This window comes from Paenisporosarcina indica (genome assembly GCF_001939075.1).
GTDB classification, from domain to species: domain Bacteria; phylum Bacillota; class Bacilli; order Bacillales_A; family Planococcaceae; genus Paenisporosarcina; species Paenisporosarcina indica.
Genome location: NZ_MPTA01000002.1, coordinates 726,228 through 738,932 on the forward strand (window position 1 = coordinate 726,228; position 12,705 = coordinate 738,932).

General features: G+C 36.6%; 6 protein-coding genes. 3 read left to right on the forward strand and 3 right to left on the reverse strand.

What is annotated here, in order from left to right:
* Positions 1–34 precede the first annotated feature (34 nt).
* A complete protein-coding gene (locus GY23_RS09055; protein ID WP_075618864.1) occupies positions 35–601 on the reverse strand; it encodes a GNAT family N-acetyltransferase in 567 nt (188 codons plus the stop codon).
* A gap of 862 nt (positions 602–1,463) precedes the next feature.
* On the reverse strand, positions 1,464–1,733 hold the full coding sequence (locus GY23_RS09065) for a hypothetical protein (protein ID WP_075618866.1): 270 nt from the start codon (positions 1,731–1,733) through the stop codon (positions 1,464–1,466).
* A gap of 774 nt (positions 1,734–2,507) precedes the next feature.
* Here GY23_RS09065 and GY23_RS09070 point away from each other — a divergent pair.
* Entirely contained in the window at positions 2,508–7,502 is a 4,995-nt protein-coding gene (locus tag GY23_RS09070) for an AAA domain-containing protein (RefSeq protein ID WP_075618867.1), read from the forward strand.
* Positions 7,503–7,763: 261 nt separating this feature from the next.
* On the opposite strand, the gene GY23_RS09075 is transcribed toward GY23_RS09070, so the two are convergent.
* Positions 7,764–9,629 (reverse strand): DUF2075 domain-containing protein, encoded by a 1,866-nt coding sequence (locus tag GY23_RS09075; protein ID WP_075618868.1) that lies wholly within the window; start codon positions 9,627–9,629, stop codon positions 7,764–7,766.
* 139 nt (positions 9,630–9,768) lie between these two features.
* Here GY23_RS09075 and GY23_RS09080 point away from each other — a divergent pair, with 139 nt between their 5' ends.
* The gene (locus GY23_RS09080) at positions 9,769–10,095 is read left to right on the forward strand and encodes a nucleoside triphosphate pyrophosphohydrolase (RefSeq protein ID WP_075618869.1); all 327 of its coding nucleotides are present in this window, start codon (positions 9,769–9,771) and stop codon (positions 10,093–10,095) included.
* Positions 10,088–12,520 carry a DEAD/DEAH box helicase family protein gene (locus tag GY23_RS09085; RefSeq protein WP_075618870.1) on the forward strand — a complete coding sequence of 811 codons (2,433 nt, stop codon included), beginning with the start codon at positions 10,088–10,090 and terminating at the stop codon, positions 12,518–12,520. The genes GY23_RS09080 and GY23_RS09085 overlap by 8 nt, the downstream gene beginning before the upstream one ends.
* Positions 12,521–12,705 lie beyond the last annotated feature (185 nt).

Below are 12,705 nucleotides of genomic sequence, written 5' to 3' on the forward strand. Positions count from 1 at the left end.
CAAAATTCCATCTACACCTATGAATAAAGACTTACTAGTTTGCATTTATAAAGTAGATCAGATTATCTGTCCACTCACCGAATTCAAATATGAACCCTTCTCTTTTACACTCAAACTTCATGCCCACAGCCTCTGCTAATTTCATAGATGGTTCATTATCAATATTGATATGAGCTTCAATGCGATGGAAACCCAAGTCTCGAAAAGCAATTTGAAGAGCTTCTCTCACTGCTTCTTTAGCATACCCTTGTTGCCAATATTGATTGTGTATAGTGTAACCAATTCTCGCCCACTGAAAGTCATCTCTCGCTAAGGTAGAAAAGTCCACCGTTCCTAAATGTACACCATCTTGCTTTCGGAAAATGTCAAATACATGTGCTATATCATTCTTTGCTAATCGTTGATACTTATCAACTAAGTTAGCAAACCACTCCTGCGTGCATTCTTGCATATCAATTTTACCTTCATCGTGCCGATGGTGTGAAGCAAACCGATTATTAAATCCATTGAGCCATTTCTCATAATCGGATTTCTTTAAAGGTCTTACTATTAATCTTTCGGTTTCTGAAAAGAATGTAAATTTTTCTACTTTCGATATCAATCTGACATCTCCTTTGACTAAAGTTTACTGATATGCCCCTGTTTGAGAAACAATCATAATATATGAACAATCACGTTAGCTAAAACTAACGTGATTGTTTTTGACACAGGGGCCCCACTCACTAATAAAAATAACCAAGAGAGAATCTCCCTTGGTTATTTTCTTGGAATTATATAGTGCTTTTTCTCTTTCCCGCTTAAATAATATAAAAGCTTGAAGAATAGAGAAGGAAGATATTAATGCAGAGACAACGACACTATTTCAAAACATAAACGGAAGAGGATCACTCTGGCTTGAAGAAATATTTAAGTAAGTCCAAGTCATGTTTCCCAATAAGAATAAAGGAATAAAGAGTAGGATATATTTTCTCATATTACTCTTCCAATACAATATACTTTTAGAAACCAATTACCAAGCCGTAAGTGCCACCACTCCAGCTACCGTAAGCAATAATATTTTGTGCTTTTCGTAAATATTCTTGAGCATTTCTACTTAGACTAGCTCTGTAATAAGTAGCATAGCCAGCGGATGTGAAAGAATACAACATTACCTGCCGCAGCAAAAGCAGCAAGCCATCCAGCCGATCCAGTACCTAATCCAATAGTAATAACAACTAGACTTGCAACTGCAACAACCCACGAAGATACTTCAGGGAAATTTGGTGATTCCATATAATCCAAAATGCTCGATTCGTAACCATCGATATTATTCTTAAAAGATAGATATAATGAGCTGTTAGATGGGTTATTTCTCGTTGTACCTGTTCTTTTTAATATAGATTTTTCGAAGAATATCCTAAAGCTTGAAATGTGTAATTACCTGTTACACTAGCTGTGTTTATTTTTAACCATTACTATTCCCCTTAAGTAAATAGGGTTCTCATATCCTGAATCAATTTCTGCACATCTTGAGCTGACCGTGCACTAATGGTATAGTTATTCACCAATTGAATGGCCGCAGCATCGTCACGCACTTCTTTATCCTTAATCTCTTGCATCTGCTTTTCAGCATCAGGTGTATTGTTATGACGCCCCACATTTTCAACAAAGGTCTGCCCACCAGGATAATGCTTTACACGTTGTACCCAATACCAATTGTCTGAATACGACACTTTATAATCTACATAGACCATAGATAATCCTCCTCAACTAGATGTGTATAATACAAGTACTACAAGTAATGACTACTATACTAACAATTGTCGCCTTTTAATGGAAGTAGATGTTCTTGATTTTTTGAAAGAATGCTTTTGAATTAATTGTTTAATAAACTCTGGAGAATAATCAACAACTTAAAGAAAACCCATACTATAGTACTTGCTAGGAGAAATTTCCACAGAAGACCTTAAGCATCTTTTTCTCCCATCCATTTATATACAATTGTAGTCAATGATCTGAGTTGTTTTTCGCACAGGTACCTATCATTAATTAGCAATGAATCGGCATTTGTATCAGATGATATGAAGTTAGGATTCAATTTAAAATACAGATGTTCTCCAGTTTTAAAAACCTCCTTTTTTCTTTCTCCTTATACTTTTCTTGGTCCTCTTATTCTGCAAGAAAAATGTACGGAACTACTAATTCCCCACACATTCTTTCCGATACTTTTGGAGTCGGTTTCCATCATTGCATATTTTATTGTCTTTCTCGATTTTCACATGTTTTGTAACAGTTCTACCATAACGATTCAATTTATCCCTCATAAAATCTGTAATTTTTTCAGGACGATATTCATATAGTACTTTGTTTACAAACCAATTACTGGAATCCTACATTTATCGGGTAGTTACCGTTACCTAACCATACTTTCCCATACACCAAGTCTCCAGTTTTTGTTAGTAGTATGTTAAAATATTGATAATGTTTTCATGTTTTCCAAGATAAATAATAGATCGAAGGTGGACTCAATGTCTTCAATACCCTTGAATGAAAAAGTCGTTAGATTAATTCAATATATAAATGAGCTTTCGCAACTTAAGCAAAAGCCCGTTTCAAGTTATAAAAAATATGATGAAGTTTTATGGGTTTCAATTTTACCTGATGAACCGGAATGTATAGATGCATTTCGTAACAATACGGATGAATGGCTATATGTCAAAAAGCCCGTTTATCCGATTATTACTCCTGTCCCACAAAACCTACAAGAATGGTTAGCAATTGACATCAGAAAATACTCATTTAAAATCCATAAAAGTATAACCAAAAGAGTGCTTGAAGATGAAACATTCGTTGAAATAGAAGAGTTATTAGAAGATAACCCTGACATTATAGAACAGATAAATCAATACAAAACGAATCGATGGGATCCATTTGTCATAGAGGCAAAACGTGTTGATGAGATTCAGTCTCTTTACGATAAACTGTTTAAAATGCATCAGAACTTACAGCTTTACTCTGAGTCAATGGAACTTGTTGTAAGTACAGGACTTCTTCAGTGGAAGTTCAACCAAAAGGATTCAGTGGAACGCCATTTACTTACTTCAGAGGTAGAATTGCAATTTAATCGAGAGAAAGCCGAATTCACTATTGTCCCTACTTCAAAAGGTAAAACATTTGAATATGAAGAGGATATGCTATTAGTTGAACATCGACTTTCAGGTGAGGTTAGTAAAGAAATACATAGTCTTTTATTAGACCTAGACGAAGACTTATATTCAAATACAGCTTCCCTATTGCAAACCATCGTCCATGCTTTAGATTCAAAAGGAACCTATATTGAAACACTTGATACTCCGAATATTATGCCGAATGAAGCAATAGTCTCTTTAAGTCCAGCATTTGTTTTACGAAAAAAAACTCAAAAAAGTTTTCAAAAAGCATGTCAAACAGCCGTAGAACAATTACTTACCATAACGGATGAATCACAATTACCAAGCAACTTATCAAACATGTTCCAATCATCTTCCCATGAGGATAGTAATGAAGGAACTAATGAGGATACTTCTTTTAAAGAAGCTCAAGAATTTTATTTCCCGCTACCTTCAAATGAAGAGCAAAATAGAATTATTTCTACATTAAACAGTAGAAGCAGTGTACTTGTACAAGGGCCACCCGGAACAGGAAAAACGCATACGATTGCCAATCTAACTTCCCATTTACTTGCTACTGGGCAACGTGTATTAATAACAAGTCAAACAGCAAAAGCACTAGGTGTATTAAAAAGCAAGTTACCAACTGAGCTCCAAGATCTTTCTGTAAGTCTCCTAGGTGGTGACTCTACTTCCATGAAGGACTTAGAGAAAGTTGTAAATACCATATCGACCAATAAAGAACTTTTCGACCTAGCCAGCATGGCTTCAACAGTAACCAAGAAAGAGTTGGAATTAAAAAAACTTAAAACCAATTTGAACAAAACGAAAAAAGAGTTAATGGAAATACGGGAAGCAGAAACATATAAACTTCATTTCACTACTCTTTATAAGGGAACTGCACAACAAATTGCAGAGAGTGTAAACCAACAAGCAGGAACTCACAATTGGTATTCGACTCCCGTAACCTTTGATACACCGGATTCATTCTGGGAGAAAGAAAAAAATCTTGCATCTGATTTCATACGCATTAAAAATATTAATCTAGAAACTCCAGATGGCTATAATCAATTTGAATACCCTACCCTAGTCTCAGATTTGAATATTAATGTACTAGATGAAGCGATAAGAGAAGAAGCTGAACTAATATCCTTTTTTGAATCAATTAAAGAAAATGAAAAAAATGAATTGCAACAAAACCTTTCAAATCTATCCGATAGCGAACGTACCAATTTAAAAACTGCTCTAAATGAATACAAAGACTTAAAAAGGCCATTACTCTTCAATAGTTATCCATCTCTTATGAAAGTGATTGATGACATTTTCTTAAATCGTGGATTCGTATGGGAAGAAATTATAAACAATGTATCTCTTCATCTCAAAACTGTTACAGAAAATAGTGGAAAATTCGATGATCAATTGATATCTTCTGAAAATATTACGACAGTTGAATTAAAGAAAATGAGTGAAGACTTACATGCTCACGTATCAAATGGAGGTAATTTAGGTAATTTCATCTACAAGCCTAAAGTAGTCCGTCAGTATAGTTCTCAATTACAAAAAATTAAATATAACGGTGCCGCTATAACATCAACTGATCAAATTGAAATGCTACATGCGTATGCTCAAACAAAGTATGCAAAAGAGCAAATTGAGAATTTATTAGTTCCGACTTTCGTAACAAGAGATTCAATTAATCCACTGACTGCTTATCGGGAGTATGAAAATGCATATTCGCAACTAACCAAAGTGCTTAACATTCAACAATGGCGAAACAATGTATTAGGAGACCATTCTTTTTTAACAATGGACAGTTTTAATGAAGAAATGGCCGATTCATTATTCCAAAACATTGAAATCATGGAAGTCAAAAATAATATAAAATCTAAATCCACTTATTTTGACGGAAGTATTCAACTTATTAAGTCAGTCATCACAGAACAATCACATCCACTTTATAACGAAGTAATCGCAGCTATTGAAACAAGGGATACTATTAAATACAGTTCTATGTACGAACAATACAAGCACTTCCAAGAAGTCATGAAACGCGATAATACACTTAATAAAATTTTCACTGAGTTAAATAATGAATCCAGTGAACTTGCTAAGTCTCTTGTTGAAACTTATACCTCCCCCGTTTGGGAGCAAAGATTAAATTATTGGCAACGTACTTTTGAATGGAAACAAACACAAAATTGGATTCATGAATTCTCAAAGAAAAGTGAAAGTACACTATCCATGCAATATGACCAAATTGAAAAAGATATTAAGAATAGAACAATTGAAATCGGAACAGCGAAAGCATGGATTAGTATGCTTAGTACAATGACAGACAGCCAAAGTAAGCATTTAAAAGCTTGGTCAAGAGCAGTCAAAAGTATTGGCAAAGGAACTGGGAAAAATGCAGCTAGATATAGAGCAGATGCCCAAATGCATATGGAGAAATGTATTGAGGCGATTCCTGCTTGGATCATGCCGATCAATCAAGTTTATGATAACTTTGAAATTCGCCCAAACTTATTTGACGTTGTAATTATTGATGAAGCTAGCCAATCGTGGCATGACGCTATTCTGTTAAAATATTTAGCAAAAAAACTGATTATTGTTGGGGATGATAAACAAATTAGCCCTACTATTATCGGTATCACTGATGAAGATATCTTAAAACTGCAAACTAAATTTTTTAAAGATATTGACTTCCCGTTTGGACGAGATCTTAACTTGAAAACATCATTTTTCGATGTTTCATATATCATGTTCAAAGATACGATAACACTACAAGAACACTTTAGATGTATGCCTGAGATTATCGGGTTCTCTAATCGAATTTCCTATCAAAATAAACCGTTGATCCCGTTGCGGCAATATCCAGCAAACCGCTTGGAGCCAATTAAGTCTGTCTATCTTCCTCATGGTGTACGTGAAGGTTCTTCGCAAAATGCTTACAATGAAGTGGAAGCAGAAGCAATTGTTCAACAAATTAAAAACTGTATTAAAGATTCAAAATACGATGGAAAAACTTTCGGAGTCATTTCCCTATTAGGTGCCAACCAAGCAACCTTGATCCAAAATATGCTTCTAAAAGAACTAGGTGCAGAATTAATGGAGGAAAGAAATATCATTTGTGGAGATGCTTATGCCTTCCAAGGAGATGAACGGGATATAATTTTCTTATCTATGGTTGTTGCAAATGGTAACACTCGTATTGTTGCAGCAGCAGACGATAAAACACGACAAAGATACAATGTAGCTGTCAGCAGAGCAAAAGACCAACTCTGGGTTATGCACTCCATCTCTGTAAATGACATTAGTAACCGAGATTGTTTACGCTATCAACTACTCACCTATATTGCAGATCCTTTAAAAGAAGAAACGGAATCTAATCGTGAGAAATGTGAGAGTAAATTTGAACTGAATGTGTTTGATGCAATTGTAGCAAAAGGCTATCGAGTCATCCCTCAGTATAATGTAGCAAATTATCGAATCGACCTGGTCATTCAAGGTGAAAGATCAAAACTTGCTGTAGAATGCGACGGGGATCACTGGCATACGTCAGTCGAAGATCGAGAACGTGATTTCCTTCGTGAACGTGTATTACAAAGAGCTGGATGGACATTCTGGCGTGTCCTTGGTAGCACATACTACAACAATCCCGAAAACTCCTTAGAAAGCTTATGGAAGAAAGTTGAGGAAATGGGCATACACCCATACACGGAGTGGGCAAACATGGACTCTAGTTCTTCTGAAGATAACATCTCTAATCCAGAAAAGATAATTAATGAATATCTAAATTCGGTTCATATAGAAAAAGAATCAATAACAGAAGAAGCAGCAGAGGATTTATTCGTAGATCAAACGGAGTTAGTAGATGTTGAATTGGAAAAATTGTCTTCAAATGCTCGAGCTGGATTTAACAGCCCAACAGTTGAAGCAATGAAAGATACTGAAGATATTTTAGACTACAATGCATCTGCTCCACAGATGAAAATGGAGTTAGAGATCCCTTCTACCCCTTCCATATATAACGAAGTAAAAAGAGGTAGCAAGGAATTTTCAACAATGATTAAACAGGTAGATAAAGTATCGAAAGATAAGACTGCAAAAGAAGTTAATTTATTGCAACCTACTGCAAAGAAAGAAACCATGACAAATGAAAATGATCTTATATCAACACTTATTAAAGAGATGTTGGTCCTTGGATACATTGTGATCGATTATCGTGAAAAATCTAAAACAATCTACGTTGTCGGTGGCAAGAATTTAGAAACTAAACTTAGTTCCTATAAACCCCAACATTTAGTGTTCAAATTCATGGAAAAAGGAAATAAAACAACTAAATTCAGACCGGCTTGGTATGCAAAAACGAAGTAAGAAAAAGAGCAGCGATATGCTGCTCTTTTTTTATGTGGATTTGGAATTCATACTGCACAATACATTTTCACCTAGGTTAAGATAATTTCCTAGCAGTAAATAGAAAGTTCTCAATATATAGATTGTCACATTAAAAAGTGTTTCCCACAGTCTCTTCGAATTTAAATCTAAGAGCCGCTATTTAAAGGCAGCCTATAATTTAACAAAGTCTAATTAGTTAAAGAACACCATAGCAATTTTTTACTTACAAAGGCAATTTAATTAACACTGAGCACCCATCTTCTCTCTAATAAACAATCCAAGTTTCTCATCACAACAGTAAATATAACAACCCTTCATTCCACGAGTCATTAATGTCTTGTACGTATTTCTAACGAGCTGATCAAGTGGGTCAATCTCGTATTTTTTCTTTGGTTTGGCAGGTTTTGCACCTTTATCTTTGAAGTATTCTCGCTTCACTTCAATTGAATTGGTCTCGGGGTTGAAGCTCAAGTCCCGTCCTACGATTACTCCTACATATTCCATTTCCAGTCCTTGTACTGTATGGATACAGCCAATTTGGTGGGAACATTCGGGTTGGATTGCCCAGTCAATACGATTCGGGTCATTCCAAGGCATTGCGAAGTCCTGTTCTTCAATGACTACATCGTTTGATAATTTTCCATCCACGGGTGTCTTGATCCAGTCCCAGGCGTAACCTGCGAGAAGTCTGCCCTTCTTTTCTTGTACAATTTTTTCTACCAACTCATGTGGTGAATCCACTACTTGAAAGTCAAAGTCTCCATCCAACTGAACATCTTTATGCTCTTCATAAAGATGGTTATTTAACCATTCAAGATAGTTTCCTGAACCAGCACATCGAAATTGTGAATCCAGCTCTACCACATGGACCTTCGAATTCTGATTTTCAGCTTCTTCCTTTAATAATTCGAAACGACCGATGTCTTTATTGGAAATGACTTGTTCATCATCGATAAAGAACACACTCAATCTACTTGATCTGATAATTTGAGTTGCTTGATTTTCTCCGTCGATTTTCTTTTTCATATGTCCCTGGTTCTTAAGACGATGTGCTTCATCGCATACAAGAACATCAAAATAGTTACGGGGTGTCTCTACATAAGAAGCAGATCCTTTAAATAGATTTCGTATTTCAACGAACCCACTGGAGCCAATCAATTTTTTCCTAAGTATTTCGCGGAAGGACTGATTAGGAGTTATATATTCAATAGTCGCTTCTTCCCCTAAAAGAAAATTCATTAAATTTAAGCCGATGACTGATTTACCGGTACCAGGTCCGCCTTTTATAAGAATTGTATGTTTTTCGTCATTTGCTAAATCCAAGTTTCTGTATATCGATAACACCTTTTCATAGGCCACTTTTTGCTCATCCAACAAAATGAATTCTTCATTACCTTCAAATAAAGAATTTACTGCTTCCACCAATTTTTTTGAAGGTTTAATTTTACCTTCTTCAATTTTCTTTGCAATTTCCGTTCCTTTCCCCTCAGAGACCGCTTCTTTGATCATTTTCATTAATATTTGGTCGTCAAACTGAAAGTAGATTGGAGATTGTTCTACGTAAGTTGCATAACGTGCATTGAGTAACGGTTCTTCTGCCCGGTTACGGACAGGGATATAGTTATGTAGATATGCACATGAACTCAAGTTAATCGACGAGTCATGATAAAATGCTTCATTAAAGTTTTCCAGATAACGCTTGTAAGAAAGGGATTGATAGGATGGATGGACTGTTTCACGAACTCTTTTACCTAAAAAAGTTTCAACAATTCCATCACCTTCAGCAACGTTTGCTTTACTCCATTGTTTCAGCTCTACAATTACTGCATTTTGTTTCCCAACACTATCTTCACCTGTTATGAAAAAATCAATACGTTTTTCCGTCGAAGGCAATTTATACTCCAAGAGCACATGCGTATCTTCTTTCAGGTCCGCATCTCTCAGGATTTTCGCCATTTGTGGGAGAGAGTTTGTCCAGGAAAGAATTTCGCTAGGAGAAACCGATTTATTCATTTTTTCTAGAACTTTTTCAGACAATACAGTTCCAATATTTCGCTCAAGTACATGATCGATGAATTTTGAAGATGTTTCATTGTAAATAATCATTTGTTTCCACTCCTACTCATGGTGTGATGCTTTATTATCGGCTATATCTCATATGGTAATTATTTCAATAGTATCATTCATAACGGAAAATTGAATGATATAATTCATAATTATCTATGAATTTTCAGGAGGTCATTTCATGCCAATCTACAACAAACTAGTTCGTGACGGAATTCCCGCGATTATCGAAGCAGACAACAAAAAGTATACAATGAATATTTTGGAACCATCTCAACACGAAGAGGAGATTAAAAATAAACTAGGTGAGGAATTGAAAGAATATCAACAAGCATCAACTAATGAAGAAGCGGTAGAGGAATTAGCAGATTTACTAGAATTGATTTACGCCGTTTTACCACTCCATGACTCTAGTAAGGAAGAGCTGGAGAAAGTCCGTCTTGCTAAGCGTGAAAAACGTGGAGGTTTTGATAAGGGGTACTTCCTTATCGAGGTTGAAGATGACTGAGACTCGGCTTATTACACATCGGTTAGTTGATGATTTGAAGACTTTTAGTGAATCCTCTTCCAGCATGTATTGGATGACGGCATTTGCTATGACCTCAGGCGTGAAACTGGTGTTGCCACAATTGAAGGCTGCCGCTGCACGTGGGTGTGAGATCAAGATGCTCGTCGGTGATTATTTGTACATAACTCAACCAGATGCATTGGAACTTCTTCATAATGAACTTCCTGAAATTGAATTACGTCTTTTCCAGAGTTCAGGACAATCATTCCATCCTAAAGCCTATTTGTTCCGTGGAAACAATAAAAACCACGTGATCGTTGGCTCGTCTAATTTATCTAAATCTGCTTTGACAAGTGGTATTGAGTGGAGCTTGCATGTCCTGACACCAATGGATGACGTTCTATTTTCGGTAGCTTCGGAAGAATTTATGAAACAGTTTTATGAAGAACGCACCATCCCAATGAACAAAGAAACGTTAGCCCTTTATCGTGAACAATTTGTTCTACATAATATGCAAAGACCTTTTAGTCAGGCATGGTCTGAACAAGAGGAACAGGAAGTCATGTACGGAACACCTACGGATCAATCCATAGTAGCTGAGACAAATGAAACCTATGTTACTCAACAAGAACTTACACCGCGTCCAGCTCAAGTCTTGGCATTGCAAGCACTTCAAGATTCCATGCAAGATGACTACAATAAAGCATTGGCAGTGATGGCTACCGGGCTTGGAAAAACATATTTGGCTGCATTTTTCGCCAAGAAGTTTGAACGAGCACTTTTCATTGCCCATCGAGAAGAAATTTTAATTCAGGCCCAACATTCCTTCACCCATGTACATCCGGAAAAAAGTACTGGATTCTACAATGCCAAAGAACAAACGATAAATGCGGATTTTCTCTTTGCTTCTGTTCAGACTTTGACACAGAAACATCATCTTTCTCGCTTCGAACCAGATACCTTTGATCTGATTGTCGTGGATGAGTTCCATCATGCCAGTGCACCAAGCTACATGCGTATCTTTGATCACTTCAAGCCGAAGTTCCTACTTGGTATTACCGCAACACCTTATCGTCTAGATAATAAAGATGTGTTTGGGCTTTGTGACGGAAATGTCGCGATATCCATTCATTTTCTCGATGCTATTAAACACCAATGGCTTTCCCCTTTCCATTACTATGGAATTTATGATGACACCGATTACTCACAGTTACGTTGGCTCGGGACTCACTATGACGAAGAAGAATTGGCACGCGTCCAATTGCGTTCGGAAATGGCAGAGAAAATTTTGCAAGAATGGAACATACATAAGCAATCACGTACGATAGCATTCTGTTCCTCCATCCGCCAGGCAAATTTCCTGAACAACCAGTTTCAGAAAGCTGGATATCGTTCTATTTCTTTGAATGGAAACACGCCAAATGAAGAACGGCTTGCCGCGCGAGAACGCTTGAATAGCGGCAAATTAGATATTATCTTTACCGTTGATTTATTCAATGAAGGTGTGGACATTCCTCAAGTCGACACATTACTGTTTGTTCGACCTACTGAATCACTTGCAGTTTTCACACAACAAATCGGACGCGGCCTTCGGATTGTGGAGGGCAAGAATCACTGTGTCATTATCGATTTAATAGGGAACTACCGTAATGCCGATGTTAAATGGGGCGTCTTCAACCCAACGTATGTCGGGATACCTGAATCTCGAGTAATTGAACAAACATTGCCGGAGGGCTGTGAATTCAACATCGATACGGAAGTCATCAATTTGATTTCTCATATGACCAAGAAGTTGGCACGTGGGAAAGAACTGTTGATAATGCACGGTCATGAACTTCGCAAAGATCTTGGTCATCGTCCAACCTATCTTGAATACCATTTGCAGGCAGGCGTGGACTCGTCCATGATCAAGCGTGAATTTGGAACCTATTTCAACATGTTGAAGGCTTCTGGCGATTTAAATGTTAAGGAGTTACAGATTCTGGAGGATTATGAAGAATGGTTTCTGGAAGTTGAGCGTACAGGAATGACGAAAAGTTATAAACTGGTATTACTCAGATGCATGCTGACACGAGGTGAGGATGAGTGGTTTTTGCCCATTCAAGCAGTGGATGCAGCAATGTCCTTCCATCATTACCTAACGGACAAATCATACCGTAAAAATATTGATTTCAGTGATAAGCAGGGAAAAGAAATGGAAGAGTATAATGAACGCAAAGTGGCTTCGCTCATTCAACGGATGCCAATGACCATGTGGGGTGGCTCTGCTAATAAGTTGGTTACCTATGAGGAGAAAGTTTTCAAGGTGAATTTCGATATTGCACCTGAAGACCGCTCAATTGTCTATGAATGGACTCGTCAGATTTGTGAATACCGTTTACACACATACTTTGAGAAAAAAGCTGCTACCATCCAAATTAACTAAAAAGAGGCTACCTTAATGTCTATTTGATTTAGACTTAAGGTTCAGCCTCTTTCTCTTGTGGAAAAAAAGATCTACCATTTATATTAACGATATGTGAAAATAATTCCCTAAAAGAGAAAACTAAGCTTTAAAACTTACGTCTTCCTACACTGTTAGATACGTAGAAACCTTACTATCCTTAATAA

Bases quoted from the DNA above. Each gene is read 5' to 3' on its own strand.
- GY23_RS09085 (WP_075618870.1), top strand. From the start codon at position 10,088: ATGACTGAGACTCGGCTTATTACACATCGGTTAGTTGATGATTTGAAG.
- GY23_RS09065 (WP_075618866.1), bottom strand. From the start codon at position 1,733: ATGGTCTATGTAGATTATAAAGTGTCGTATTCAGACAATTGGTATTGG.
- GY23_RS09070 (WP_075618867.1), top strand. From the start codon at position 2,508: ATGTCTTCAATACCCTTGAATGAAAAAGTCGTTAGATTAATTCAATAT.
- GY23_RS09080 (WP_075618869.1), top strand. From the start codon at position 9,769: ATGCCAATCTACAACAAACTAGTTCGTGACGGAATTCCCGCGATTATC.
- GY23_RS09075 (WP_075618868.1), bottom strand. From the start codon at position 9,629: ATGATTATTTACAATGAAACATCTTCAAAATTCATCGATCATGTACTT.